Here is a 24,805-nt window from a genome sequence, read left to right as displayed (position 1 = left end):
GGTACGACCGACGGCAGACGATCGTCACACTGCCGACGCAGCGGTACGGATATCCGACAGCGGCCCGGACGGACGGCCACGAGCGGCGGGCCCGGTGGCGCGGTGGGGGCCTGCCCCACGCCAGCGGGCCCGGCGCCGTCACATGCCCAGATCGCGCGCAATGATCATGCGTTGCACCTCGGACGTGCCCTCGCCGATCTCCAGGATCTTGGAGTCGCGCCAGAACCGGGCCACCGGGTACTCGTTCATGAAGCCGTAGCCGCCGTGGATCTGGGTGGCCTCGCGGGCGTTGTCCACCGCGATGGTGCTGGCGTGCAGCTTGGCGATCGCGGCCTGCCGCTTGAACGGCTCGCCGGCGAGCATCCGCGCCGCCGCGTCGTAGTAGGCCAGCCGGGCGGTGTGCGCCTTCATCTCCATGTCGGCGATCTTGAACTGGATCGCCTGGTAGTTGCCGATGGGCTGGCCGAACGCCTGGCGCTCCTTCGCGTACCGGACCGACTCGTCGACGCAGCCCTGGGCGAGGCCGACGGCCAGGGCGGCGATGGCGATCCGCCCCTCGTCGAGGATGCGCAGGAACTGGGCGAAGCCCCGGCCGCGCTCGCCGAGCAGGTTCGCCGCCGGCACCCGGCAGTCGTCGAAGGTCAGCTCGTGGGTGTCGGAGGCGTTCCAGCCGACCTTCGAGTAGCCCGGCGCGACGGTGAAGCCCGGCGTCCCGGAGGGCACGATGATGGTGGACAGCTCCTTGGCGCCGTCCGGGCGGGTGCCGGTGACCGCGGTGACGGTCACCAGCGCCGTGATGTCGGTGCCCGAGTTGGTGATGAACGCCTTGGAGCCGTTGATCACCCACTCGTCGGTGGACTCGTCGAGCACCGCGCGGGTCTGGGTGCCACCGGCGTCCGAGCCGGTGCCCGGCTCGGTCAGCCCGAAGCCGGCCAGCGCCTCGCCGCTGAGCAGCTTCGGCAGCCACTGCGCCTTCTGCTCGTCGGTGCCGAAGCGGTAGATCGGCATCGCGCCCAGCGAGACCGCCGCCTCCAGGGTGATCGCGACGCTCGAATCGACCCGGGCCAGCTCCTCCAGCGCGAGGCAGAGCGCGAAGTAGTCGCCGCCCATGCCGCCGTGCTCCTCGCCGAAGGGCAGGCCGAACAGGCCCATCTTGCCCATCTGCCGGATCACCTCGTACGGGAAGGTGTGCTTCTCGTAGTGCTCCGCGATGACCGGGGCGACCACCTCGCGCGCGAATTCCCGCACGCTCTCCCGCAGCGCCTCTTGCTCCTCGGTGAGCCGGAAGTCCATGGAATCCTCCTGTGTGGATGGGCCGCCGGGCGCTCGTGACGCCGGGAACGGGCGGGTCGCTGGTGCGGGCCCGCGCCGGCCGCGTGGGCCGGCGACGGGATCAGACCGGGGTGACGCCGTGCCGGCGCCGGGAGAAGTGCCGCTCCTTGGTGCGGGCGGCGGCGAACCGGCGGACCAGCTCGGCGCGCAGCTCGTGCGGCTCGACGATCGCGTCGACCACCAGTTCGCTGGCGAGCCGGACCACGTCGATGTCGCGCTCGTACTCCTCGCGCTTCGCGGCCACGAACGCGGCCCGCTCGGTCTCGTCCCCGATCGCCGCGATCTTGTTGGCGTAGACCGCGTTGACCGCCGCCTCGGCGCCCATCACCGCGATCTTGGCGGTGGGCAGCGCGATCGTGGCGTCCGGCTCGAAGCCCGGCCCGGCCATCGCGTAGAGGCCGGCGCCGTACGCCTTGCGGACCACCACACAGATCTTGGGTACGGTCGCCTCCGAGATCGCGGTGATCATCTTGGCGCCGTGTCGGATGATGCCCTGCTTCTCCACCGCGCTGCCGACCATGAACCCGGGCACGTCGGAGAGGAAGAGCAGCGGCACGTTGAACGCGTCGCAGAGCTGCACGAAGCGGGTCGCCTTGTCGGCCGAGTCGACGAAGAGCACGCCGCCCTTGAACATCGAGTTGTTGCCGACCACGCCGACGACCTCGCCGTTCAGCCGGCCGAAGCCGATGGTCAGCTCCTTGGCCCAGAGCGCCTGGATCTCGAAGAAGGAGCCGTCGTCGAGCAGGCCCTTGACGTACCGCCGCATGTCGAACGCCTGCCGCTCGCTCGCCGGCACCAGCGCGGCCAGGTCGGCCTTCTCGGGCGCCGCGACGGCGGGCGCGGCCGGCGGCGCCTGCGTCCAGTTGGTCGGCAGGTAGGACAGGTAGCGCTTCACCACGTCGAGGGCGTCGGCCTCGGTCTTGCAGAGGAAGTGCCCGACGCCCGACTCGGCGCAGTGCACCTTGGCGCCGCCCATGGCCTCCAGGGTGGTCTTCTCGCCGGTGACCATCTCGACCATCCGGTCGGAGCCGAGGTACATGCTGGCGTTGCCGTCGACCATGGCGACCACGTCGCAGAACGCCGGGATGTACGCCCCGCCGGCCGCGCTCGGCCCGAACAGCGCGCAGACCTGCGGGATGGCGCCGGAGGCGCGAACCTGGTTCCAGAAAATCTTGCCGGCGCCACGGCGGCCGGGGAAGAGGTCGACCTGGTCGGTGATCCGGGCGCCGGCCGAGTCGACCAGGTAGACCATCGGCACGCTGGTCGAGTAGGCCCGCTCGATGATCCGGATGATCTTCTCGACGGTGCGGGCGCCCCAGCTGCCGGCCTTGACGGTGGAGTCGTTCGCCATCAGGCAGACCGGGCGGCCGTCGATGGTGGCGGTGCCGGTCACCACGCCGTCGGCCGGAAGCCCCTCGGTCATCGCGTTGGCGTAGAGGCCGTCCTCGACGAAGGAGCCCTCGTCCACCAGGAGCGCGACCCGCTCCCGGGCGAAGAGCTTGCCCTTGGCGGCGTTCGCCGCGTGGTACTTGTCCGCACCGCCGGCCCGGGCCCGCTTGCGCAGCTGCTCCAGTGCCTCACCGTCGAGCGTCACGCCGACTCCCTCGCCACCTGAGCCGGTCACCGCGCGGGCGGACCGACTGACCTGAACGATCGTTAGGCTAGCGCATCCGCGCGACGCCCGGCGACCCACGGCGGCGACCGACCGGGTCCGCGCCACCGCCCCGGGGCGGCCCAGGGGGCGTCACCCGGTCCCGCCGCTCAAGGGCATTGAAAATCATGAATCTTTATGGCTAGGCTCCTGACACCCCCTCCTCCCGGATCGGAGTCAGCGATGACCTCACGACTCAACCGGCTCGCGGCCGCGTTCGCCGCGACGGCGCTAGCCACCCTCGGCGTCACGGTCGCCAACCCGGCGCCCGCGTCCGCCGCCATGACCATCTGCTACAACACCAGCCAGGCGGGCAGCTTCGCCAGCACCGCCAACCAGGCCGCCTCGATCTGGAACAACGCCACGTCGAACCTGACGCTCACGGCGAACTGCGGCTCGAACCTGCGGATCTACCAGATCACCGGCGGCGGCTCGTACGCCGTGCGGACCAGCCTCGGCAACGGGCGGGTCTACATCGACACCCAGCAGGCCCAGCAGTACAGCCCGCTGCGGATCATGACCCACGAGATCGGGCACATCCTCGGCCTGCCCGACAACTACAACGGCAACTGCGCGCTCCTGATGTCGGGCGGCAGCGCCGGCACCAGCTGCACCAACCCGTACCCGAGCACCACCGAGGCGAACCGGGTGACCAGCCTCTTCGCCGGCACCCTCAGCGCCAACCGCACCGAGTCGCAGATCTTCAGCGACAGCTGGCCGAGCATGCTCACCACCGTGGGCTGACCGACCGGTACGACGGAGGGGCCGGCACGACGCCGGCCCCTCCCGCCTGTGGTCAGCCCGGCAGCGGCGTCAGCCGGGTACGCGGGCCCGCGCGCAGCACCCCGGACGGGAGCTGCCTGCCGACCAGCCGCTCGGCCAGCTCGGCCGCCTCGACGAGGGCGGACAGGTCGATGCCGGTGTCGACGCCCATGTCGTGCAGCATGTGCACCGCCTCCTCCGTGGCCAGGTTCCCGCTGGCCCCCGGCGCGTACGGGCAGCCGCCCAGGCCCCCCACGCTGGCGTCGAACTCGGTCACCCCCAGCTCCAACGCGGTCAGCATGTTGGCCAGCGCCGTGCCCCGGGTGTTGTGGAAGTGCAGCAGCACGGGAATGTGCGCGTTGCGGTCGCGTACCGCCGTCAGCAGCTCGCGGACCCGCCGGGGCGTACCCATGCCGGTGGTGTCGCCGAAGGCCACCCGGTCGGCGCCGTCGCGGACCACCCGGTCCACGATGGCGGCCACCCGGGCCGGGTCGACGTCCCCCTCGTACGGGCAGCCGAAGCTGGTCGCCACGATCACCTCGGCCTGCGCGCCGGCGCCGTGCAGCAGGTCGATCAGCTCGGCGATGTCCTCCAGCGACTCCTCCGTGGAGCGGTTGACGTTGCGCCGGTTGTGCGTGTCGCTGGCCGAGACCACCACCTCGATCTCGGTGAACCCGGCGGCCAGGGCCCGCTGCGCGCCCCGGGTGTTCGGCACCAGCGCCGAGTAGCGCACGCCGTCGGCCTTCGCGGCCCGCTGCCACACCTCGTCGGCGTCGGCCATCTGCGGGATCGCCTTCGGGTGCACGAAGGAGACGGCCTCGATCCGCTTCACCCCGGTGGCCGAGAGCGCGTCGAGCAGCCGCACCTTGGCCTCGGTCGGGATCGGCTCCTCGTTCTGGAGCCCGTCGCGCGGCCCGACCTCCCGGATCGACACCGCTGCTGGCATCTGACTCATGGTCACCTCGCTGTGACGTCGGGCCGCCGGGATACCGCCTCGCCGCGCCGCCTCTCGTGGAGGTGGCCGGCGGCGACGCCGACCGGCCGCTGGTCCCCCCAGGGAACCAGAACGCCGGCGCCGACCGCCAGGGTGGCCCCGTCACCGGCCGAAAGCCGCCAACCCCGCTGCGGCCACGGGATCGTCGGACTCCCGCCGGGCTGCTAGTCTCCGCGCCGTGGACGCCGTGGTGGATGACGACTCGATGCGTGAACTGCGCCGGGTGCGCGAGCGGGTCGACCGGCTCGAGAATGCTCTGCTGCGCCTCGTGTCACTGATCGCCGCCGCCCTGGTCGTCGTCGGGCTGCTGCTTCCGTACGCGGCCTTCGACGAGCAGGACGAACTGTACGACGAGAGCATGCTGACGATCGGGTTCACCGCCGGCGCGGCCGACGCGTTCTTCGCCGTGACGTTCCTCCCTCTCCTCGTGGTCGCGGGCGCGACGCTGCTCTTCCTCGCGCTGATCGGCAAGCAGTCGGCGGGTCGCACCGGGGAGCGGCTCGGGGTCGTCGTCGGCTGGCTCGTGCTGCTCTCGGCTGCCGGTGCCGGGCTGCTCGCGATCGTCCCCTCCGGGGACGGGTGGGACGCGGGGCCGGGCGCCTGGGTGTACGCCGCCGGGGCAGCGCTCGCGTTCGTGGTGCTCGGCACCGAGCAGGGGCGCGACTTCTGGGTCGCCGAGCGCCGCGGGAAGATCCGCCCCTGAGCTGCGCGCGCCGCACCGTCGCGTCCGCGCGTTCCAGCCGATCGCCCGCCTGCGGGATCCGGGCCGGGTGGCCCAGACCCCGCTGACGTGGTGGTGGCGCCCGGGCCACGGACCGGGGTGGTCAGCGCATGCGGCCGACGATGCCGGTGTCGTAGTCGCCGGAGAGGAACTCCTCGTTCTCCAGCAGCTCGGCGAAGAAGGGCAGGTTGTTCTTCGGGCCGGCCAGCTCGAAGGCGGCCACCGCCGTCTTCGCGCGCTCGATCGCCTCGGCCCGGGTCGCGCCGCTGACGATCAGCTTGGCCATCAGGCTGTCGTAGAACGGCGTGACGGTGTTGCCCTCCACGTAGCCCGAGTCCATCCGGACGCCCTCGCCGGTCGGCTCCACCCAGGTGCTGATCACGCCCGGGCCGGGCAGGAAGCGCTTCGGGTCCTCGGCGTTGATCCGCAGCTCGATGGCGTGCCCGCGCGGGGCGAGCGCGTCCGGGTCGAAGGTCGGCGCCAGGCCGGCGGCCACCCGCAGCTGCTCCTCGACGAGGTCCACGCCGTAGACCAGCTCGGTGACCGGGTGCTCCACCTGGAGCCGCGTGTTCATCTCCAGGAAGAAGAAGTCTTCGGAGTCGGGGCCGTCGCCCTTGGCGTCCCGCTGACGCGGGACCAGCAGGCACTCGACCGTACCCGCGTTGCGGTAGTTCACCGCCTCGCCGGCGCGCACGGCCGCCGCCAGGAAGCGCTCGCGCAGCTCCGGGGTGACCGCCGGCGACGGCGACTCCTCGACCAGCTTCTGGTTGCGTCGCTGCACCGAGCACTCACGCTCGCCGAGGGCCACCACCCGGCCGTCGGCGAGGCCGAGGATCTGCACCTCGACGTGACGTACCCGGGGGAAGTACCGCTCGATCAGCACCGAGCCGTCGCCGAACATCCGCTCGGCGAAGGAGCGCACCTTGTCGTACTCGGTGCGCAGCGCGGCCTCGTCGGTCGCCACGCCCATGCCCATGCCGCCGCCACCGGCCGCGGCCTTGACCATCACCGGGTAGCCGATCTCCGCCGCCGCCGCGACCGCCGCGTCGAGGTCGGCCGCCGGGTCGGTGGTGCCGGGCGCGACCGGCACGCCGGCCGCCGCCATCAGGTTCCGGGCGTTGATCTTGTCGCCCATCGCGGTGATCGCGTCCGCGCCGGGCCCGATCCAGATCAGCCCGCTCGCCTCGACGGTACGGGCGAAGTCGGCGTTCTCCGACAGGAAGCCGTAGCCGGGGTGGATGGCCTGCGCGCCGGTCGACTTGGCGGCGGCGAGAACGGCCTCGACGTTGCGGTAGCTCTGGGCCGGGTTCGCCGGTCCCACGCACACCGCCTCGTCGGCCTCCGTCACGAAGGGCAGGCCGGCGTCGGCCTCCGAGTGCACCGCGATCGCGCGGATGCCGAGCCGCCTGGCGGTCCGGATGATCCGGCGGGCGATCTCGCCCCGATTGGCGACCAACAGCGACTCGATCATGTTTCCTCCAGCGTCCGGGGTCAGGACGGGTACCAGGGGATCCGGGGCCGTGCTGACGAGTCGGGCGGAACAGCCTCGCTCGCCGTCACGGCCCGCAGGACGCGGTAGCGTCCGTCCGAAACGGCACCCGGGCGGACGCTACCCCGCGCCCGGGTGGGCCACGAGAGCGGCCAGGGTGGCGGTGCGGAGCAGCTCGGCCCGGCGGCGCCGGTCCACCTCCCCGCCGAGGAACGGCGTCGAGTTCATCAGGCCGAACGCGGCGTGGGCCAGCACCCGTGCCTCGCCGTCGGGCATGCCGGGATGCAGCGTGGTCAGCACCGTCACCCACTGCTCGACGTAGAGCCGCTGGAGCCGGCGGATCCGGCGGCGGGGCTCGTCGGGAAGGCGGTCCAGCTCGTGCAGGTGCAGGGCGATCACCGCCGGGTTGGCCAGCGCGAAGTCGACGTGGAAGTCGATCAGCGACTCCAGCGCGCCGCGCGGATCGTCGGGATGACCGGCGGAGCGCTCCTGGCCGCCGGTCAGCAGCTCCTCGCTGACCGGGATCAGCGCGGCGACCAGCATGGCCTCCTTGCCGGCGAAGTGGTGGTAGAGCGCCGGGCCGGTGACCCCGGCAGCCGCGCCGATGTCGTCCATCGAGACGCCGTGGTAGCCCCGGGAGGCGAAGAGGCCGACCGCGATCTCCAGGATCTCGTCCTTGCGGGACCGGCGCCGGGCCGACCCCGCGGCACCGTTCGCCCTGCCCCGTGCCTGCTGCTCGACCGTCACCGGGCAAGCGTAGACCTCGACCGGCCCCACGTGGAGCCTCCGTTTCCCGTCGGATGGCTCACGTCCGCCGCCGGTGAGCACCACGTCAGGGCCCTTGACCCTCGACCCGGTCGAACCACCATGGTCGCCGGCATGACCGCACCCCCGCTCGGCCGCGACTACCGGCTGCTCTGGTCCGCCGCCGTGTCCTCGCGCCTCGGCGACGCTCTGCGTACGCCGGCACTGGCGCTACTGGCCGCGACACTGACCCGCGATCCTCGGGTGATCGCGGCGGTGACCGTGGCCGGGCAGCTCCCGCCGCTGCTGTTCGGCCTGCTCGGCGGCGTGTACGCGGACCGCTGGGATCGCCGCCGGACGATGGCGGTGGTGGACGGGCTGCGCGCCTCGGTGGTCGGCGGGCTCGCCGTCGCGGTCGCCCTCGACCGGGCGGGCGTCGCCGTACTGGTGGCGGTGGCGTTCCTGCTCGCCGCGCTCGGCACCCTCTTCGACGCCGCCTCGTTCGCGCTGCTGCCGTCGGTGGTGCCGCCGGCCGCGCTGCCCCGCGCCAACGGCCGCCTCCAGGCCGGCTCAGCGGTGGCGGGCGGTTTCCTCGGTGCCCCGGCCGCCGGTGTGCTGTTCGCCCTCGCCGCGCCGCTGCCGTTCGCCGTCGACGCGCTCACCTTCCTCTGCGCCGCCCTGCTGACCCTCGCCCTGCGCCCGACCTCGCGGCAGTCCTGCCGCCCGGAGACGCGGTCCCGCTGCCCGGAGACGCGGCCCCGTCACCCGGAGAGAGGCCCGGAGTGCGGGCGGGCGCGGACGGTGTGGCGGGAGGCCGTCGAAGGGGTGCGGTGGGTACGCGGCGACGCGATGCTGTGGCGGCTGACCGTGGCGACCGCCGGGAGCAACCTGGCGATCAGCGGGCTGATGGCGGTGCTGGTGCTCTACGCGCTCGACGTGCTACGGGTGCCGCCGGCCGGATACGGACTGTTCGCGGCGGGGGCGGTCCTCGGCGGGCTCGCGGGCGGACTCGGGGCGGGCCGGCTGGCCGCCCGGCTCGGCACGGTGCCCGCGCTGCGCTTCGTACTCGCCGGCCAGGCAGTCGCGCTGACCGGGCTGGCGCTGTCCAGGCACCCCGTGACCGGCGGGCTGGCGCTGGCCGTGTTCGCGGCCGGTACGACGGTGTGGAACAGCCTGTGGGCCTCGTACGGGCAGCGCCACGTACCGGCCACCCTGCTCGGTCGGGTGGCTGCCGCCCAACGGCTGGTCGGCCTGCTCGCCGCACCGATCGGGGCCACGCTCGCCGGGCTGGGCGGCGCGGCGTACGGGGTGGGGCCGGTGGCGGGGGCGGTGGCCGGGGTCTTCGTGCTGGTCACCCTCGCGGCGTGGCGGGTGCTGCGACCGGCCGGCCACCCCGGGCAGGAGCAGCCCGCCGACACGGGCCGATCCGGGCCACCGACAGCAGCCTAGCCGCGCGAGCCGTCGCGGCGGTTGAGGCCGGAGAGGCGCATCGCGAGGCCGCGGCGGGCTGGCGGAACGGCGTCGGCCAGGCGGAGCAGCAGGTTACGGGCCGGCCGGGCGGCCGGCGGCAGGGTGGCGAGCCGGGTCAGCCGGGCGGCGAAGGTGACCACCTCCTCGGCCATCGGCCGGCGGCGGGCCGCGTACTCGTCGAGCAACCCGTCGGGGCCGCCGGCCAGCACGTCCGCGAGGGTGTCGCCGACATCGACCGCGTCCACGATGCCCAGGTTCATCCCTTGGCCGCCGGCGGGGCTGTGCACGTGCCCGGCGTCGCCGGCGAGCAGGACCCGCCCGTTGCGGAACGTGTCGGCGACCCGGTGGTGGATGCGGAACCGGGAGCCCCAGAGCACCTCGACCACCCGGTCCGGGCGACGGGCCGGCCCACGTTCGTCGAGGAGCGCCTGGAAGTAGGCACGGTCGGGGGTGACGGGTGCCTCGGCCACGGCGGCGACCAGCCGGACGATCCCGTCGGGCAGTGGTGCCCAGACCAGTGGCCCGGAGCCGGCCAGGAAGAAGGAGACCCGGTCGCGGGGCAGCGCGCTCTCCACGCGCACGTCGGCGAGGGCGAACGACTCCGCGCCGCCGGCCGGCCCGGAGAAGCCGATCCCGGCCCGTTCCCGCACCGCGCTGTGCATCCCGTCGGCGCCGACCAGGTAGCGGGCCCGGACCGTCGCGCCGTCGGCGAAGGTGGCGACCACACCGGCCGCGTCGTGGTCCAGCCCCGTCATCTCGTACGGCCGCAGCACCGGGACGCCGACGGTGGCGAGCTGCCCGGCGAGCACCTCCTCGGTGACCGACTGGGACACCATCAGCGCGTACGCGTGCCGGGACGGCAGCCCGTCGAACGGCACGGCGAGCAACGTCCGGTCGCGGTCGCGGACGGTGAACCCCCGCGACAGCAGCCCGCGCGCCACCAGCGGGGCGCCGGCGCCGATCCGGTCCAGCTCCTCCAGGGTGTACGCGTGCACCACCGCCGCCCGCGAGGTCCGCGGCGGCTGGTCCAGCCGGTCGACCACGGTCACCCCGACACCGCGCCGGGCCAGGGTCAACGCGGCGGTCAGCCCGGTCGGGCCGGCACCCACCACCAGGACGTCCGTGTTCGCGGGCAGCATGATCGGCCTCCATCCGTCCATGCCAACGGATGTTGGCGACCGGTTGTCGGCAACGCTAGCCAGCCGCCCGGCCCCGCGCTGTCCCCTGTCGTCGAGCGGTCCCGGCCCGACGGGCTGATGGGACCGCCCAACCTTTTCCGGGCCCGGTGCGTCTGACTGGTGACGCGGAACGCGCGAAGGCCGGAGGGAGCGCGGATGGGACCGCCGACGACCGACGACGGGCGGGACGGCTACGTCACCTTCGTCGAGTGCCACCAGCACCGGCTGCTGCGCGCGGCCTACCTGGTCTGCGGCAACCGCCACCAGGCCGAGGACCTGCTCCAGGACGCGCTGCTCAAGCTCGCCCTGCGCTGGCCCGCGGTGCGGCACGGCGACCCGGCCGCGTACGTGCGGACGATCCTCTACCGGGACGCCGTCTCCTGGTGGCGTCGACGACGCCGGGAGTGGCTCAGCGCGTACCCGCCGGAGCGGGCCACAACCGAGGGCGACGGGGCACTGCGGCTCGCGCTGCGCGACGCCCTCGGCCACCTGCCACCCCGGCAACGGGCCGTGCTGGTGCTGCGCTACTTCGAGGATCTCACCGAGGCGGCCACCGCCGAGGCGCTCGGCGTCACCGTCGGCACCGTCAAGAGCCAGTGCCACGCGGCGCTACGCCGGCTCCGTGAGGTCGCGCCGGAACTCGGCCGCGACGAGGGGCGCTCCGGCGACGACCTGGTACCCGGGATGGAGGTAAACCCGTGAGGGAAGAGGAACTGCACCGGCTGCTCACCGTCGCCGCCGAGGACGTCCGACCGGCACACCCGGCGGCGACCGGCTGGGAACGGGCCCGCCGGGTGCGTCGCGCCCGCCGCGCCGTCGGCGCCACCGCACTCGCGGTCGCCCTGCTCACCGGCGGTACGGCACTGGCCCTGCGCCCCACCCAGCCGCCGCCGGCCGCCGTCGCGACACCGCACCGGAGCCCGACGCCGCACCCCGTGCCCGTACAGACGCCCCCGGTCGAGCTGGCCTACCCCGGGCACCCCCTGGGCCGCCTCGGCGACCCGGTCGGCGCGACGCTCTCCGACCGGCCGGTACGCCGGGCTCTGGCGCTGCACCAGCCGGTCGACCCGCAGACCGGCGTCGCAGGCCGGATCCGGGTGCTCGGCGACGACGGCGTCGTACGCGACCTCGACGTGGTCACCCCCGCCCCGACCCGCGACGCCGAGGGCAACGAGGCCGTGCCGCTGAAGAGCGGAAGCCTCTCCCCGGACGGGCGGACTGCCGCCTTCGCCCAGACCGACGGGGTGATCGTGGTCGACCTGACCACCGCCGCCGTACGCCGCCACCCGCTCAAGGGGTACCTGGAACACGTCCTCTGGTCCGGCGACCGGCTGCTCGTCGGCGACAACGACACCACGTACGAGCTGGACCGGGCCACGGGCGCCGCCCGGAAGCTGCCCCTGTCCCCCTGGGACGCGGTCACGCCCGACCCGGCGGCCCCGCCGAACGTCCCGCTCGAACTGGGCGGCACGCCGCCGAACCTGACGGAGATCCGGTGGACCGACGACGAGACGCACCGCACCATCGGCGCGGTCGACTTCCGCGCGCTACCACCCGGTCACCGGGTCGACGAGTTCTACGGACGGGGCTGGCAGCGCGGAGACCGGGTGGCTCGCGCCGGCTGGATCACCACGGACACGATGGGCGGGCTGGAGGGCGTCGCGCTGCTGAACGCCCGGACGCGCGTGGTGACCCACCTGCTCGACCTGGGCCGGGACCGTTGGAAGGGCTGCTGCGAGGTGCTCGGCTGGGACCGCGACGGCGCGGTGCTGCTGCGCCACGACCCCGGTGGGCTGCTGCGCTGGCGGCCGGAGACGGGCGAGGTCACGGGCGTGACCCGGAACCTGCCCGGGACGGTCTCGCTCGCCGCCGGTTGAGCGGGTCGCTTCTGCCGTCGTACCACCGAAGGGGCCGGTCCCCGCGCGACCGCGACGGGCGCGCGGGGGCCGACCGGCGCGTCAGCCCGCCAGGCCGCCGGGCTGGTCGCCCTTCACGACGGGAGCCCGGACCAGGTTGCCCCACTCGGTCCACGAGCCGTCGTAGTTGCGCACCTGCGGGTAGCCCAGCAGGTGCCGCAGCACGAACCAGGTGTGGCTCGACCGCTCACCGATCCGGCAGTACGCCACGATGTCATCGCCCGGGCTGAGGCCGAGCTGGTCGGCGTAGATCGCGCGCAGTTCGTCGGCCGACCTGAACGTGCCGTCGTCGTTGGCGGCGGACTTCCACGGCTTGCTGACCGCACCCGGGATGTGCCCGCCGCGCAGCGCGCCCTCCTGCGGATAGTCCGGCATGTGCAGCATCTCGCCGGTGTACTCGCCCGGCGACCGGACGTCGACCAGCGGGCGGCCCGCCGCCACGTGCGCCATCACCTGCTCGCGGTACGCCCGCACCGGCGCGTCGTTGCGTTGCGGCACCGGATACTCGGCGCGGGGCCGGGCCGGCTTGTCCCGGGTCAGCTCGCGGCCCTCGGCGACCCACTTCTGCCGGCCGCCGTCGAGCAGCCGCACGTCCGGGTGCCCGAAGAGGCTGAACACCCACAGGGCGTACGCGGCCCACCAGTTGAAGTTGTCGCCGTAGAAGACGACCGTGTCGCCCCGGCCGATGCCCTTCGCGGCACACAGCTCGGCGAAGCGCTCGGCGTCCAGGTAGTCCCGGGTCACCTGGTCGTTCAGCTCGGTGTGCCAGTCCACCTTCACGGCACCCGGGATGTGGCCGGTGTCGTAGAGCAGCACGTCCTCGTCGCACTCGATGACGACGAGCCCCTCGTCGCCCAGGTGCTCGGCCAGCCAGCCGGTGGTGACCAGCCGCTGCGGGTCCGCGTACGACTGGAGTCGGGGATCGGGATCGCTCGGCACAGACATGATCCCCAAGGTACGCCGCATCCCGGGCCGGCGACCCGCCATCGGAAATCGGTGCAGCGAATCCGACGCGTCGCGCGTGACAGTGGCGAGACCCGCCGACCAACGAGGATCGCCATGACCGTACGGCACCGAACCGGACCGCCCCGGGCGACCGCGTCACCGGTGGACTTCACCGACTTCTACCAGGCTCACTTCCACCGCCTGGCGGTGCAGCTCTACGCGTATCTGGGAGACCACGCCGAGGCGCAGGACCTCACCCAGGAGGCGTTCTGCCGGGTGCTGGAGCGTTGGAGCCGGATCAGCACGTACGACGACCCCTCCGCGTGGGTCCGCCGGGTCGCCTGGAACCTGGCCACCAGCCGGTTACGCCGGGTCCGCACCGTCGTCCGGCACCTGGCCAGGCAGCGGGAGGAACACGTTCCCGGCCCGGAACCGGACCGGGTGGCGCTGAGCCGCGCCCTGGCCTGTCTGCCCACAAGTCAGCGCCGGGCCGTCGTGCTGCACCACCTGGCGCACCTGAGCATCGCGGAGATCGCCGACCAGCTGGACGCCCCCGAGGGCACCGTCCGCTCCTGGCTGTCCCGGGGGCGGGCGGCGCTGGCCACCTACTTCACCGAGCGGCAGGAGACCCACGGTGCGTGAGAACGACCTGGACGACATGTTCGCCGAGTTCGAGGCCGACGCGATGACCAGCTTCCGGCCGCCGGGCGTTCCGGCGGTCGAGCGCCGGGTGCGCGACCGGCGACGGCGTCGCGGGCGGCTGCTGGCGGGCGTGGGCGTGCTCCTCCTGGCCGGACCGGCCGGGGCGTTCGCCGCCGGGCGGGGTGTCGACCCCGGCCCGCCGGTCCCGACACCGACCCCCACGATGTCGCCGCCACCCACCGACGAGCTTCTCGATCGGAAGGTCATCCTGCCCGACGTGTCCGGTCGGCTGACCGAACTGCGATTCGTCGACGCCCGGAACGGCTGGGCGCTCTTCGACACCTGCGACACGCCCGATCCGGGCGCGGAAGACTGCCGCCGGACCGTCGGGCGGACCGCCGACGGCGGAGTGACCTGGCGACCGACGGCCCCGCTCCCCGACGCGAAGGGCTCGGGAAGGCTCTTGCCGGTCGACGAGCGGAGTCTCACGCTGACGGTCGGCGACGGGTACCTCGTGACCACCGACGGCGGCGCGGCCTGGTCCCGGCACCCGTTCGGCTCCCCGCCGCCGGCCACGCAGGCGGGCAGCGCCACCCGCAGCGGGTTCCTCGTCCGCTGCCCCGGGAGAGACGGACTGGGAGCGAGGGGCATGCAGTGCCCCCGCGGGGAGTTGGTACGGATCGGCTCCGGCCCCGTCCGGCCGCAACCCCCGGTGCTCCTGACCGGCGAGACCGACCACCGGGTCATCGAGGGCGGCGACGGGCGGCTCTGGCTGACCGTACGCGACAAGGGTCGGCTGACCGTCCTGGTCAGCGATGACGCGGCGGCGACCTGGCGGAAGTTGCCAACCGCTACGCGGGCGGGGGCCGGACGGCTCCTCGTCTCTCCCGACGGTGCCGACGCCTGGTTGGTGACCGTCAGCGAGAGCGAGTTCAGCGTGACGGCGGCGACGGAGGTGTGGCGGTTGGTCGGGGGTCGGTGGGAGCAACGACCGGGCCTACCCGACGGCACCTCCGACGTCGCCGCGACGAACGGCGGGGTCCTCGCCGTCACCGGGGCGTACGGCACCGTCGGCTTCTGGGCCGACGGACGCTACGTCGACGTGCCCGCGGTGACCGCCGCGCTGCGGATCGGCGCCGACGGCAGCCCGTCCGTCGAGGTGTTGCGCGACGGCACGGTCGTCGTGACCACGGGTTCCGCCCAGATCGTCGGCGTCGGGTCCGGCGTCACCCGCACGTGGACCCGGTTCTCCTGACGACGTACCGCCGTCGGGCCCGACCGACGCCGGTAGGTCCGTCGGCGGCGCGGGGCAGGGCGTCAGGCGCGGCGGTGGGCGATCCGGCCGGCGACCACGGTCACCAGGCAGGCGCCGTCGGCGTCGAGGACGGCCAGGTCCGCGCGCCCGCCGGGCGCCAGTGCCGGCGGTACGGCGGCCGGCAGCACCAGCAGGTCGCCGCGCTCCACGGCGGCCCGCAGCGCCGGATCGGTCAGGTGGCCGGCCAGCACGGCGGTCACCCCGCGGCGCAGCAGCGCGTGCACCCGCTCGCGGGGGGTGTCGGCGGCCGGCAGTGGCCCGTCGTGCAGCAGTCCCGGCCCGAGCGTGCCCGGCCAGCGGCGGATCCGGGCTTCGGCGTACGCCCCGGTCAGCTCGGCCAGCGGGCCGACCGCGACGATCCGGTCGGCCCGGACCGCGACGGCGGCCCCGGCGACGGGTGGGGCGTCGGGCGCGGTCCGCAGCAGCGGCGCGGCGTGCAGGGTGAGCACGTCTCAGTCGACGATCGGGCCGAGGGACGGGCGCTTGGCGGTGACGGTGTCGCCGGAGGAACGGCCGGTCAGCCGGCGCTTGATCCACGGCGCCAGGTGCTGCCCGGCCCAGCGCAGGTCGGCGGCGCGGGCGGCCAGCCAGGGCGTGGGTGCCGGGTGCGGCGGCACCATGAGCCACTCCTCGTCGCAGCCGACCCCCAGCGCGGTGAGCACCTGCGCGGCGACCCGCCGGTGCCCGGTCTCCGACAGGTGCAGCCGGTCGGTGCTCCAGAGCATCGGGTTCAGGTAGGTGTCGTCGGCGTACAGGTCGACCAGGATCGCGCCGTGCCGCTCGGCGGTCTCCCCGACGGTCCGGTTGAGCAACTGCGCCCGGGGCGCGACGAGCCGCTGGCCGGGCAGCCGGGCCATCACGTCGGCGAACCGGAAGAGGACCACGTCGGCGCCGCCCGAGCGCAGCCTCCGCACCACGTCGTCGAAGCGGGTGACCAGGGCTTCCGGGTCGAAGGTACGGCGGAGCACGTCGTTGCCGCCGGCGGCGAAGCTGATCAGGTCGGGCTTCATGGCGAGCGCGGCGGGCACCTGCTCGGCCACCACGCTCGGGAAGAGCCGGCCCCGGATGGCCAGGTTCGCGTACCGGAAGTCGGGGCCGGTCTCGGCGGCCAGCCGGGTCGCCACCAGGTCCGCCCAGCCCCGGTAGCTGCCGTCCGGGTACGCGTCGTCCATGCCCTCGGTGAAGCTGTCCCCGACCGCCACGAAACTGCGCCAGCGCACCCGTTCATCCCTCCGACGTACGGCAGGATAGGGCGCTTCCGGTGGAGGAAGGGTCCCTTCCCGACGCGGGACAGTCTTCACCAGAAGGGCCGGCCGCGGGGTGACCGACGGACAAACGTGGCGGAGGTCATCGTGGACAGCGGGACCGTGATCCGGGACCGGGGCCGGGGCTGGGGCCGGGGCTGGGACCGGGGCCGGGGCCGGGGCCGGGGCCGGGGCACGATAACCGCCTGCGTCGATACGAGAAGTTCGGTGACGCGGTCGGCAACCCTCGGAACGTCCCATTTGCGGGACCGCCGGCCGTCGCGCACCGTCCAGTCAGGTGGATGGCGGCGCCACCGGGTGCGCGGAGGCCCCCGGTGTGCAAGCCTCGTCCAAACCCTTTCACAAGGTCACACCACTTGTCACCGCCGGATCACCCGCTGCACAGCAGACGGCGACGCCGCCCGTAAGTCCTGGGAGAACATCGTGCCCAACCTCGACCTGGCACTGAAGACCGCGATGAGCATCGACGGCGCGATCGGCGCCGCACTCGTCGACTACAACAGCGGCATGACACTCGGCGTGGCCGGCGGCACCGGCGAGATCGACCTGACCGTCGCCGCCGCCGGCAACACCGATGTCGTCCGCGCCAAGCTGCGGACGATCGAGATGCTCAACCTGAACGACGAGATCGAGGACATCCTCATCACGCTCGGCACCCAGTACCACCTGATCCGCCCGGTGACCAGCCGCACCGGCAAGGGCCTCTTCCTGTACCTGATGGTGAGCAAGAGCCGCGCCAACCTGGCCATGGCCCGCCACCAGTTGCGCACCATCGAGGAGAGCCTGGAGCTGTGAGCGGAATCGACGACACCGAGACGGCCCTACCCCGCCGTACGGCACGGGGCACGGGCACCCTGCCGCCGCCGCGCCCGCTGCCACCGTCGCTGGCCGGGAACGCGTCGCTGCCGTACGCGGCGATCGGACACGAGCTCTCTGAGCTGCGCCTGCAGATCCCCGGGGTCCACGGCTGCGTCCTCGGCGGCGTGGACGGCCTGCTCATCACCCACAACCTGCAGACCGACGTCGACCCGAGCGACCTGGCGGCCCTCGCCGCCACCACGTACGGGCTGGGCCGGCAGGTCGGGCTCCGGCTGGGTCAGGGCGACTTCCAGCAGTCCACCGTCCGCAACGCCGGCGGCTACCTGAGCGTCTACGCGGTCAGCTCGCAGGCGCTGCTCGCGGTGGTCGGCGAGGACAGCATCAACGTGGCCCGGTTGCACCTGCACGCCCCGCCGGTGGCGAGGCGGCTCGCCACCCTGCTGGACGAGTCCGCTCCGGCCGGCCACGGCGGCTGACGGCGCGCACGGCTTCAGGCCGGGCGGAACGGGTTTTCGGGTCTGCGGCGAGACGCCCACCCGAGGTCGGTGGTCGAGACGGCCACCCGAAGTCGGGGGCTTCGAATCGGGCGGTGGACGGGGCGCGAGCAGGCGTCGTCCACCGCCCGACGCGAGAGCCGTCCTGACCGGCGTACCCGAAATGGATCGTCCTGTCGCAGCCGGCCGCCGTACGCTGCGCCAATGCTGCTGCGCATGTCGACCCTGCTGCTCCGGACCCTGCGCGAGGACCCGGCGGACGCGGAGGTGCCGAGCCACCGGCTCCTGCTGCGCGCCGGCTACATCCGTCGCGCCGCACCGGGCGGCTACACCTGGCTGCCGCTGGGCAAGCTGGTGCTGGACCGAGTCACCGAGGTGGTCCGGCAGGAGATGACGGCGATCGGCGACCAGGAGGTGCACTTCCCGGCGCTGCTGCCGGCCGAGCCGTACCGGACCAGTGGCAGGTGGACGGAGTACGGCGACGACATCTTCACCCTCGCCGACCGGCGCGGCGCGGAGCACCTGCTGGCGCCCACCCACGAGGAGTTGGCCGCGCTGCTCGTGAAGGACCTGTTCACCTCGTACCGGGACTTCCCCGTGACGCTCTTCCAGGTCCAGACGAAGTTCCGGGACGAGGCCCGGCCCCGCGCCGGCCTGCTGCGTGGACGCGAGTTCCTGATGAAGGACGCCTACTCGTTCGACCTCGACGAGGCGGGCCTCGCGGCGGCGTACGACCGGCACCGGGGCGCGTACCGGCGGATCTTCGACCGGCTCGGGCTGGAGCACACGATCGTGCGCGCGACGTCGGGGGCGATGGGCGGTTCGGCGTCGGAGGAGTTCCTGGCCGCGACGCCCGTCGGCGAGGATACCTTCGTCGGCTGCACGGCCTGCGACTACGCGGCAAACACGGAGGCGGTGACCACGCCCGCCCCGCCCGCCACCGACCCGTACGCCCAGCCGGCGGCACGGGTGCACGACACCCCCGAGACCCCGACCATCGCCAGCCTGGTCGGGCTGGCCAACGCCCGGCGCCTGGACGGGCGGGACGACTGGACCGCCGCAGACACCCTGAAGAACGTGGTGCTCGCCCTGCGCCGGCCCGGCGTCGAGGAGGCCGAGCTGCTGGTGGTCGGGCTGCCCGGCGACCGGGAGGTCGACCTGAAGCGGCTCGGCGCGGCGGTCGCCCCGGCCACCGTGGACGTCTTCGACGGCTGGGACGCCCGTCCCGAGTTGGTCCGTGGCTACATCGGCCCGCAGGTCATGGCGAAGTTCGGCATCCGCTACCTGGTCGACCCCCGGGTGGTGCCGGGCAGCGCGTGGCTGACCGGCGCGAACGAGCCGGGCCGGCACGCGACGGGCGTGGTCTGCGGCCGGGACTTCGTGCCGGACGGCACCATCGAGGCGGCCGAGGTCCGTCCCGGTGATCCCTGCCCGGCCTGCGGCACGGGCGAGCTGACCATGCGGCGGGGCATCGAGATCGGGCACATCTTCCAGCTCGGTCGCCGCTACACCGACGCCTTCGCCGTCGACGTGCTCGGCCCCGCCGGCAAGCCCGTCCGTCCCACCATGGGCTGCTACGGCATCGGGGTGTCCCGCGCGGTCGCGGCGATCGCCGAACAGCACCACGACGAGCGGGGGCTCGTCTGGCCGGAGGCGGTCGCGCCGTGCGACGTACACGTGGTGGCCGCCGGAAAGGGGCCGCTCGACGCGGCGCTGGAGCTCGGCGGGCGGCTCGCCGACGCCGGCCTGCGGGTGCTCGTCGACGACCGGACGCACGTCTCCGCCGGGGTGAAGTTCACCGACGCCGAGCTGATCGGCATCCCCCGCGCCGTCGTGGTCGGCCGCCGTCTCGCCGAGGGGTACGTGGAACTGCGCGACCGGGCTTCCGGCGAGCGCGTCGAACTGCCGGTGGACGGGGTGGCGGACCGACTCGTCGAGCGGGTACACCGGGAGCGCGGGAACGTGGTGTAGCGGACGTGCCACGGGGTACCGCAGTCCGATCGACTGAAAGCGTTCTGGAGGCTCTCATGACCGGTTACCGGGTCAGCGACGTCATGACGAAGCAGGTCATCTACCTGCCCGCCGAGACCACCCTGGACGAAGCGGCCCGGGTGATGAAGGAGGCGGACATCGGCGACGTCGTGGTCACCGACGGCGCCACCCTGGCCGGCATGCTCACCGACCGGGACATCGTCGTACGGGCGGTGGCCGAGCGCAGCGACCCGGCCACCACCACGATCGGCTCGATCATCACCCGTGAGGTGGTCATGATCGAGCAGCACTCGACCGCGGCCGAGGCTGCCGCCCTGATGCGGGAGCGGGGCATCCGGCGGGTGCTGGTCTGCGACAGCGAACGCAAGCTGGTCGGCATCGTCTCCCTCGGCGACCTCGCGATGCAGCTCGACCCCCAATCGGCGCTGAGCGACATCAGCGAGCAGGCCCCCACCGTCTGACGTGCACGGAAGGGCCCTTCCCCAGGTCCCCCGGTAGCGGAGGGGCCCCTTCCCGGCGGCGGTAGCCTCGGGGCATGTCATCCATGCCGGCCAGGCTGTCCGAGATCGTCGACGAGTTCGCCGCCGCGCCCCGGGACGTGGTGCTCGAGATGCTGCTGGAGTACGCCGACGTCATCCCGCCGCTGCCCGCCGGTTCCGCCGAGCGGGAGGGCATGGAGCAGGTACCGGAGTGTCAGACGGCGTTCTTCCTGCGCGCCCGGGTGACCCCCGGGAAGATGGTCGAGACCGTCTTCGACTGCCCGCCGGAGGCGCCCACCACCCGCGCGTTCGCCGGCATCCTCGCTGAAGGGCTGGCCGGCGCGAGCGCGGACGAGGTGCTCGCCGTGCCCGACGACCTCTACCAGCGGATGGGGCTGGCCCAGGCGATCAGCCCGCTGCGGGTGCGTGGCGGCACCGCCATCCTGGCCCGGCTCAAGCGGCAGGTCCGGGAACAGACCAGCTAGACGGAGGGTTGTCACCCGACATGGAGATCGAGATCTACGCCGACGTCGTCTGCCCCTGGTGCTACATCGGCAAGCGCCGGCTGGAGCAGGCCCTGGAGTCGTACGACGGCGAGGTGACCGTCCGCTACCGGCCCTTCCAGCTCGACCCGTCACCGGTGCCGGAGCCGCGTCCGCTGGTCGACGCGATGGCGGCGAAGTTCGGCGGGCCGGACCGGGTCCGGCAGATGTTCGGTCAGGTGACGGAGGTGGCGGCCCAGGTGGGTCTGAAGCTCGACTTCGACCGCGCGGTCGCCGCGAACACCTTCGACGCGCACCGCCTGGTCGCCTGGGCGACGGAGCACGGACGCGCCGCCGAGCTGGTCGACGCGCTCTACCGCGCCTACTTCACCGACGGTGTCGACGTGGGCTCCCGCGACGCGCTCGCCGCGCTCGCCGCCGAGGTCGGCCTGGACGCGGCCGAGGCCCGCCGCTTCCTCGACTCCGACGAGCGGACGGCGGAACTCTCCGACGAGCTGGCCACCGCCCGGCAGATCGGGGTGACCAGCGTGCCCACCTTCGTCCTGGCCGGCCGGTACGCGGTCACCGGCGCCCAAGAGCCGGAGACGCTCCTCGCCGCCCTCGCCGAGGTGGACCGCCGCGAGACCGAGGCCGGCTGACCCGGACCACAGGCGAACGACGCGGGTCGACCGCCGGCCACGGACATCGACGCACATGATGTTTCACGTGCAACGGTATCGATGCTCGTGACCGTTCAGACCGGCCTGGCCAGGCCCTCCACCACCTGCGCCCCGGGCAGGGCGCCGAGTGCCGGCCCGGGCAGCGCGATCTTGCTGTGCCGTACGCCCGATCCGATGATCACGTGCGGGGTGGCGATCACCCGCGGGTCGACCAGGATCGGCCACTGCTCCGGCAGGCCGATCGGGGTGATGCCGCCGTACTCCATGCCGGTCAGCTCCACCGCGTCGGCCATCGGCGCGAAGCTCGCCTTACGCACGTCGAGCGCGCGCCGGGCCACCCCGTTGACGTCGACCCGGGTGGTGGCGAGCACGACGCAGGCCGCGTAGCGTACGACCCCCTCGCGCTTGCCGGCCACCACCACGCAGTTGGCCGACTCGTCCAGCCCCACCTCGTACGCGGCACAGAAGGCGGCGGTGTCGGCGAGCTCTCCGTCGATCGGCGCCACCAGCACGTCGTCGACGTCCACCGGCGCCTCTGCGGGCCACCGCTCGACGACGGCGGCGACCGGCGGAGCGAGCAGGTCGAGTCGGCTGCGGGCAGGTTCGGTCTTCAGCGTCCCCATCACGCCTGCGATCTTCGCATCCGACCAGGCCCTGGCTCCCGGCACGCCGTCAGTTGCCGGTGAGGAAGCCGTTCTCGCGCAGCAGCGTGCGGTCCCGGGCGACCGCGAGTTCCTCCGCCCGCTCGGCTTGGACCCGACGGACCTCCATCTCCTCCAGGGAGTGCCGAACGGCGAGCCGGATCACGCCGTAGAGGAAGACGAATCCGGCGACGTACAGGATGACGGTGGCAACCATGGTGAACATGGCGTCACGTTAGGTCGGACATGAACGCGGGAGCCGTTCATGTCGCGGCGGTTCCCTCGTACGTGTCAACGAGGTGGTCACCCGCCCGGAGCGCGTCGGCCCGTAGGGAGCAGCTCGGCTCACCGGAGCAGGTCGGCCGTCGTCAGCACCACGAAGAAGCCGATGACGATCTCGCTGACCACCCAGGAGTGCCGCCCCGTCCAGTCCCGCATCCGGGGCAGCACCACCTCCGCCCGGCGGCCGAGCAGCAGCAACGCCAGCAGCGGCAGGGCCAGCAACGCCAGGGTGAGCAGGACGAACGGCAGCAGGTGCCACCAGGACAGGGCGTGCCGCGCGGCGCTCGCCCCCACGGCGAGCATGGTCAGATCGTCCGTCGGCATGGCCAGGAAGAGCAGCACGCCGAGCCGCAGCGCATACGCCGGGCTCGCCCGCTGGAGGCCGCCCATCCACCTCGCCGGGCCGGTGGTGTGCCGGCGCAGGAAGACGATCAGCGTCAGGACGGCCAGCAGCACCAGCAGCGCCTGGTCGATCCGGCGCTCGACGGCGCGCCCGCCGACCCCGGCACCGACGTCGACCCGCACCACCCGGGTGACGAGCCAGCTCGCCGTGACGCCGCCCACCACCACCAGTGCGGCCCCGGCCAGGTAGCCCAGCGACGCGGCACGCGGTCGCTCCGCCGAGGCGAGGAAGACCGCCGCGACAAGTTGCGTCCCGGCGACCATCACCACGGCCATCGGCAGGATGGTCAGGAAGTTCATCGCCCGTCCATCCTCCCGGGCCGGGCGGGCGCCGCCGGACCGAACCGGCACATCATCGCCGTCGTCCGGCCCGCCGCGACGATCGTCAGCGCGCGGTTCGTCGACACCGAGGACAACGACGGCGTCGGGGGCGGTCAGCCGGCGCGGACCCCGGGTGCGCCGGGCACCACGCGGCCGGCGAGCACGACGCCCAGCAGGGCCAGCCCGGAGGCCACCGCGAGCGTGCCGGCGTAGCTGGCCGGCCCCGGGGCCGCCCCCGCGGCGAGCACCGCGCCGGTCAGCGCCAGCACGGTCGCCGCGAACAGCGAGTCGCCCAGTTGCAGCGAGGAACTGTTGCGGCCCTCCTCGCCCGGGGCGGACAGCTCCAGCGTGAGCACCGACAACGAGGGGTAGAGCAGCCCCATGCCGAGGCCCGCGCCGGCCCAGCCGAGCACGCCGACCCACACCGGCACCGCCGGCGCGACGGCGAGCGTGACCACGGCCGTCCCAGCGGCGATGCAGGTCAGGCCCGCCCTCGGCAGGGTGGCCCGGGAGCGCGGCGCGCGCATCCGCCCCTGCGCCCAGGAGCCTGCCGACCAGGCGAGCGCCCCCGTGGTCAGGACCAGGCCGGCGGCGGTCGGCGACAGCCCGCGTTCCCGGGAGAGCATCAGCGGGATCACCACCTCCGCGCCGACGAACGCGGCCGAGGCGAGACCGCGCAGCCCGATCACCGTGGGCAGGCCCCTGCCGGCGCGCAGGAACCCGGCCGGCAGCAGCCGGGGCGCGCAGACCAGCAGTCCGGCCAACGCCACGGCCACCAGCCCGACGGCGGCGACGCCGCGCTGCTGGCCCCCGATGTGCAACAGTGCGGCGCTCACCCCCGCCCCGCAGGCCCAGCCGATCCGGGCCGCCGCGCCGGACGGCAGCCCGGTGACCGTGCCCGCGCCGATCGCCCGCAGGCCGGGGTGGATCAGCAGCACCGCCGGCACCGCCACCGCCGGCACCGCCAGGAAGACCCAACGCCACCCGAGGTGCTCCACGATCAGGCCGGCCAGCGCCGGGCCGACCAGCGACGGTACGACCCACGCGGCGGCGAACGCCGCGAAGATCCGCCGGTGCAACGCCTCCGGGTACGCCTGCGCCACGATCACGTACAGCGCCACCGAGAGCAGGCCGGAGCCGAAGCCCTGCACGATCCGGCCGGCGACCAGGACGCCCATGGTGGTGGCGCTCCCGGCGAGCAGCAGCCCCAGCACGAACCAGACGAGCCCGTGCCACATCGGCGCCCGGGGACCCCGCGAGTCGCACCAGATGCCGGAGGCGACCATGGCGAGCACGCCGGCGGCGAACGGTCCCCCGAAGGCGATGCCGTAGAGGGCAAGCCCGTCGAGGCTGCGCGCGACGGTCGGCATGGCGGTGCCCACCGCCAGCGCCTCGAAGGCGAGCAGCGAGATGAGCGCGACGCTGCCCACCGTCATCGCCCGTAGCCGGGGCGCGAAGAGGCCGGCCCCGCCGGTGGGACGAGCACCGACCTCCCGCTCCGGGGCGGCGGGCGCCGCCGTGTCGGTCACCTCCGGCTCGCCGGACGCGGCAGCCACAGCGGTCCACCGGAGCGGGCCCGGGAATCGCCCGGACCCGCCTCGGAGCGAAGCAGTTCGATCAGCACGCCGTCAGCCTCCGACCTCAACCCGGATTGAGGTCAAGGGTGACCCAGCTCTCCCCGGCCGCCCGAGAGCCGGCGGACACCCCGGCGCGGCAGCCCTCGCCCGCCACGCGGCAGGAACTTCCGCTGCTCCGAGGGCATAACGGACGTCCCGCCGGGAAGCCAGGC

26 protein-coding genes are annotated in these 24,805 nt (G+C 73.7%); 13 read left to right on the top strand and 13 right to left on the bottom strand.

From position 1 onward, the window contains the following. Window positions 1–138 precede the first annotated feature (138 nt). A complete protein-coding gene (locus ACGFIR_RS01375) occupies window positions 139–1,293 on the bottom strand; it encodes an acyl-CoA dehydrogenase family protein (RefSeq protein WP_393142602.1) in 1,155 nt (384 codons plus the stop codon). A 100-nt stretch (window positions 1,294–1,393) separates the two neighbouring features. After that, window positions 1,394–2,926: an acyl-CoA carboxylase subunit beta gene (locus ACGFIR_RS01370; protein ID WP_393142600.1), complete on the bottom strand. Its 1,533-nt coding sequence runs from the start codon at window positions 2,924–2,926 to the stop codon at window positions 1,394–1,396. Window positions 2,927–3,166: 240 nt separating this feature from the next. On the opposite strand from ACGFIR_RS01370, the gene ACGFIR_RS01365 reads away from it, so the two are divergent. Next, entirely contained in the window at window positions 3,167–3,727 is a 561-nt protein-coding gene (locus ACGFIR_RS01365) for a snapalysin family zinc-dependent metalloprotease (protein ID WP_393142598.1), read from the top strand. A 52-nt stretch (window positions 3,728–3,779) separates the two neighbouring features. On the opposite strand, the gene ACGFIR_RS01360 is transcribed toward ACGFIR_RS01365, so the two are convergent. Then, window positions 3,780–4,691: a hydroxymethylglutaryl-CoA lyase gene (locus tag ACGFIR_RS01360; protein ID WP_393005084.1), complete on the bottom strand. Its 912-nt coding sequence runs from the start codon at window positions 4,689–4,691 to the stop codon at window positions 3,780–3,782. Between the two features lie 226 nt (window positions 4,692–4,917). On the opposite strand from ACGFIR_RS01360, the gene ACGFIR_RS01355 reads away from it, so the two are divergent. After that, window positions 4,918–5,442 (top strand): hypothetical protein, encoded by a 525-nt coding sequence (locus ACGFIR_RS01355; protein ID WP_393142596.1) that lies wholly within the window; start codon window positions 4,918–4,920, stop codon window positions 5,440–5,442. A 121-nt stretch (window positions 5,443–5,563) separates the two neighbouring features. Here ACGFIR_RS01355 and ACGFIR_RS01350 read toward each other — a convergent pair whose 3' ends face one another. Together ACGFIR_RS01350 and ACGFIR_RS01345 are read right to left on the bottom strand one after the other, a co-directional pair. Continuing rightward, window positions 5,564–6,931 carry an acetyl/propionyl/methylcrotonyl-CoA carboxylase subunit alpha gene (locus tag ACGFIR_RS01350; protein WP_393142594.1) on the bottom strand — a complete coding sequence of 456 codons (1,368 nt, stop codon included), beginning with the start codon at window positions 6,929–6,931 and terminating at the stop codon, window positions 5,564–5,566. A gap of 138 nt (window positions 6,932–7,069) precedes the next feature. Further along, a complete protein-coding gene (locus tag ACGFIR_RS01345; RefSeq protein WP_393005090.1) occupies window positions 7,070–7,696 on the bottom strand; it encodes a TetR/AcrR family transcriptional regulator in 627 nt (208 codons plus the stop codon). A gap of 132 nt (window positions 7,697–7,828) precedes the next feature. Between ACGFIR_RS01345 and ACGFIR_RS01340 the strand changes: the two genes are divergently transcribed. Continuing rightward, window positions 7,829–9,142 (top strand): MFS transporter, encoded by a 1,314-nt coding sequence (locus tag ACGFIR_RS01340; RefSeq protein WP_393142592.1) that lies wholly within the window; start codon window positions 7,829–7,831, stop codon window positions 9,140–9,142. Here the strand turns inward: ACGFIR_RS01340 and ACGFIR_RS01335 are convergent. Then, on the bottom strand, window positions 9,139–10,323 hold the full coding sequence (locus ACGFIR_RS01335; RefSeq protein WP_393142590.1) for an FAD-dependent oxidoreductase: 1,185 nt from the start codon (window positions 10,321–10,323) through the stop codon (window positions 9,139–9,141). The genes ACGFIR_RS01340 and ACGFIR_RS01335 overlap by 4 nt on opposite strands. Before the next feature lie 174 nt (window positions 10,324–10,497). On the opposite strand from ACGFIR_RS01335, the gene ACGFIR_RS01330 reads away from it, so the two are divergent. Both ACGFIR_RS01330 and ACGFIR_RS01325 read left to right on the top strand, forming a co-directional pair. After that, window positions 10,498–11,043 carry a SigE family RNA polymerase sigma factor gene (locus ACGFIR_RS01330; RefSeq protein WP_393142588.1) on the top strand — a complete coding sequence of 182 codons (546 nt, stop codon included), beginning with the start codon at window positions 10,498–10,500 and terminating at the stop codon, window positions 11,041–11,043. Beyond that, entirely contained in the window at window positions 11,040–12,218 is a 1,179-nt protein-coding gene (locus ACGFIR_RS01325) for a hypothetical protein (RefSeq protein WP_393142586.1), read from the top strand. Before ACGFIR_RS01330 ends, ACGFIR_RS01325 begins: the two co-directional genes overlap by 4 nt. A gap of 81 nt (window positions 12,219–12,299) precedes the next feature. Here ACGFIR_RS01325 and ACGFIR_RS01320 read toward each other — a convergent pair whose 3' ends face one another. Next, on the bottom strand, window positions 12,300–13,202 hold the full coding sequence (locus ACGFIR_RS01320; protein ID WP_393142584.1) for a sulfurtransferase: 903 nt from the start codon (window positions 13,200–13,202) through the stop codon (window positions 12,300–12,302). 114 nt (window positions 13,203–13,316) lie between these two features. On the opposite strand from ACGFIR_RS01320, the gene ACGFIR_RS01315 reads away from it, so the two are divergent. Beyond that, on the top strand, window positions 13,317–13,844 hold the full coding sequence (locus ACGFIR_RS01315; protein ID WP_393142582.1) for a SigE family RNA polymerase sigma factor: 528 nt from the start codon (window positions 13,317–13,319) through the stop codon (window positions 13,842–13,844). Continuing rightward, window positions 13,837–15,099 (top strand): hypothetical protein, encoded by a 1,263-nt coding sequence (locus ACGFIR_RS01310; protein ID WP_393142580.1) that lies wholly within the window; start codon window positions 13,837–13,839, stop codon window positions 15,097–15,099. Before ACGFIR_RS01315 ends, ACGFIR_RS01310 begins: the two co-directional genes overlap by 8 nt. 62 nt (window positions 15,100–15,161) lie before the next feature. On the opposite strand, the gene ACGFIR_RS01305 is transcribed toward ACGFIR_RS01310, so the two are convergent. Beyond that, window positions 15,162–15,608 (bottom strand): hypothetical protein, encoded by a 447-nt coding sequence (locus ACGFIR_RS01305; protein ID WP_393142578.1) that lies wholly within the window; start codon window positions 15,606–15,608, stop codon window positions 15,162–15,164. A gap of 3 nt (window positions 15,609–15,611) precedes the next feature. After that, window positions 15,612–16,379, bottom strand: a complete 768-nt coding sequence (locus ACGFIR_RS01300) for an SGNH/GDSL hydrolase family protein (protein WP_393005106.1) — start codon at window positions 16,377–16,379, stop codon at window positions 15,612–15,614. 468 nt (window positions 16,380–16,847) lie between these two features. On the opposite strand from ACGFIR_RS01300, the gene ACGFIR_RS01295 reads away from it, so the two are divergent. From ACGFIR_RS01295 to ACGFIR_RS01270, 6 genes are all read left to right on the top strand, one after another. Continuing rightward, a complete protein-coding gene (locus tag ACGFIR_RS01295) occupies window positions 16,848–17,219 on the top strand; it encodes a hypothetical protein (protein WP_393005108.1) in 372 nt (123 codons plus the stop codon). Next, window positions 17,216–17,719, top strand: coding sequence for a roadblock/LC7 domain-containing protein (locus ACGFIR_RS01290; RefSeq protein ID WP_393005110.1), 504 nt, complete (start codon window positions 17,216–17,218; stop codon window positions 17,717–17,719). The genes ACGFIR_RS01295 and ACGFIR_RS01290 overlap by 4 nt, the downstream gene beginning before the upstream one ends. 222 nt (window positions 17,720–17,941) lie before the next feature. After that, a complete protein-coding gene (locus tag ACGFIR_RS01285) occupies window positions 17,942–19,708 on the top strand; it encodes a proline--tRNA ligase (RefSeq protein WP_393142576.1) in 1,767 nt (588 codons plus the stop codon). A 56-nt stretch (window positions 19,709–19,764) separates the two neighbouring features. After that, window positions 19,765–20,190 carry a CBS domain-containing protein gene (locus ACGFIR_RS01280; protein WP_393005114.1) on the top strand — a complete coding sequence of 142 codons (426 nt, stop codon included), beginning with the start codon at window positions 19,765–19,767 and terminating at the stop codon, window positions 20,188–20,190. 74 nt (window positions 20,191–20,264) lie between these two features. Further along, window positions 20,265–20,693 carry a SufE family protein gene (locus ACGFIR_RS01275; RefSeq protein ID WP_393005116.1) on the top strand — a complete coding sequence of 143 codons (429 nt, stop codon included), beginning with the start codon at window positions 20,265–20,267 and terminating at the stop codon, window positions 20,691–20,693. 20 nt (window positions 20,694–20,713) lie between these two features. Then, on the top strand, window positions 20,714–21,349 hold the full coding sequence (locus ACGFIR_RS01270) for a DsbA family protein (protein WP_393005118.1): 636 nt from the start codon (window positions 20,714–20,716) through the stop codon (window positions 21,347–21,349). A gap of 95 nt (window positions 21,350–21,444) precedes the next feature. On the opposite strand, the gene ACGFIR_RS01265 is transcribed toward ACGFIR_RS01270, so the two are convergent. From ACGFIR_RS01265 to ACGFIR_RS01250, 4 genes are all read right to left on the bottom strand, one after another. Next, window positions 21,445–21,993, bottom strand: coding sequence for a YbaK/EbsC family protein (locus ACGFIR_RS01265; protein WP_393143698.1), 549 nt, complete (start codon window positions 21,991–21,993; stop codon window positions 21,445–21,447). Between the two features lie 49 nt (window positions 21,994–22,042). Then, window positions 22,043–22,237, bottom strand: a complete 195-nt coding sequence (locus ACGFIR_RS01260; RefSeq protein WP_393005120.1) for a hypothetical protein — start codon at window positions 22,235–22,237, stop codon at window positions 22,043–22,045. Window positions 22,238–22,356: 119 nt separating this feature from the next. Further along, the gene (locus ACGFIR_RS01255) at window positions 22,357–22,995 is read right to left on the bottom strand and encodes a GAP family protein (protein WP_393142574.1); all 639 of its coding nucleotides are present in this window, start codon (window positions 22,993–22,995) and stop codon (window positions 22,357–22,359) included. 134 nt (window positions 22,996–23,129) lie between these two features. Further along, window positions 23,130–24,572 (bottom strand): MFS transporter, encoded by a 1,443-nt coding sequence (locus ACGFIR_RS01250; protein WP_393142572.1) that lies wholly within the window; start codon window positions 24,570–24,572, stop codon window positions 23,130–23,132. Window positions 24,573–24,805 lie beyond the last annotated feature (233 nt).

This window comes from Micromonospora sp. NPDC049051, from assembly GCF_043197575.1.
Classification (GTDB): domain Bacteria; phylum Actinomycetota; class Actinomycetes; order Mycobacteriales; family Micromonosporaceae; genus Micromonospora.
This window is presented reverse-complemented; position numbering and strand designations above follow the sequence as displayed.

Bases quoted from the DNA above. Each gene is read 5' to 3' on its own strand.
- ACGFIR_RS01375 (WP_393142602.1), bottom strand. From the start codon at position 1,293: ATGGACTTCCGGCTCACCGAGGAGCAAGAGGCGCTGCGGGAGAGCGTG.
- ACGFIR_RS01365 (WP_393142598.1), top strand. From the start codon at position 3,167: ATGACCTCACGACTCAACCGGCTCGCGGCCGCGTTCGCCGCGACGGCG.
- ACGFIR_RS01360 (WP_393005084.1), bottom strand. From the start codon at position 4,691: ATGCCAGCAGCGGTGTCGATCCGGGAGGTCGGGCCGCGCGACGGGCTC.
- ACGFIR_RS01350 (WP_393142594.1), bottom strand. From the start codon at position 6,931: ATGATCGAGTCGCTGTTGGTCGCCAATCGGGGCGAGATCGCCCGCCGG.
- ACGFIR_RS01340 (WP_393142592.1), top strand. From the start codon at position 7,829: ATGACCGCACCCCCGCTCGGCCGCGACTACCGGCTGCTCTGGTCCGCC.
- ACGFIR_RS01335 (WP_393142590.1), bottom strand. From the start codon at position 10,323: ATGGACGGATGGAGGCCGATCATGCTGCCCGCGAACACGGACGTCCTG.
- ACGFIR_RS01330 (WP_393142588.1), top strand. From the start codon at position 10,498: ATGGGACCGCCGACGACCGACGACGGGCGGGACGGCTACGTCACCTTC.
- ACGFIR_RS01320 (WP_393142584.1), bottom strand. From the start codon at position 13,202: ATGTCTGTGCCGAGCGATCCCGATCCCCGACTCCAGTCGTACGCGGAC.
- ACGFIR_RS01315 (WP_393142582.1), top strand. From the start codon at position 13,317: ATGACCGTACGGCACCGAACCGGACCGCCCCGGGCGACCGCGTCACCG.
- ACGFIR_RS01285 (WP_393142576.1), top strand. From the start codon at position 17,942: ATGCTGCTGCGCATGTCGACCCTGCTGCTCCGGACCCTGCGCGAGGAC.
- ACGFIR_RS01280 (WP_393005114.1), top strand. From the start codon at position 19,765: ATGACCGGTTACCGGGTCAGCGACGTCATGACGAAGCAGGTCATCTAC.
- ACGFIR_RS01275 (WP_393005116.1), top strand. From the start codon at position 20,265: ATGTCATCCATGCCGGCCAGGCTGTCCGAGATCGTCGACGAGTTCGCC.
- ACGFIR_RS01270 (WP_393005118.1), top strand. From the start codon at position 20,714: ATGGAGATCGAGATCTACGCCGACGTCGTCTGCCCCTGGTGCTACATC.
- ACGFIR_RS01265 (WP_393143698.1), bottom strand. From the start codon at position 21,993: ATGGGGACGCTGAAGACCGAACCTGCCCGCAGCCGACTCGACCTGCTC.
- ACGFIR_RS01260 (WP_393005120.1), bottom strand. From the start codon at position 22,237: ATGTTCACCATGGTTGCCACCGTCATCCTGTACGTCGCCGGATTCGTC.
- ACGFIR_RS01255 (WP_393142574.1), bottom strand. From the start codon at position 22,995: ATGAACTTCCTGACCATCCTGCCGATGGCCGTGGTGATGGTCGCCGGG.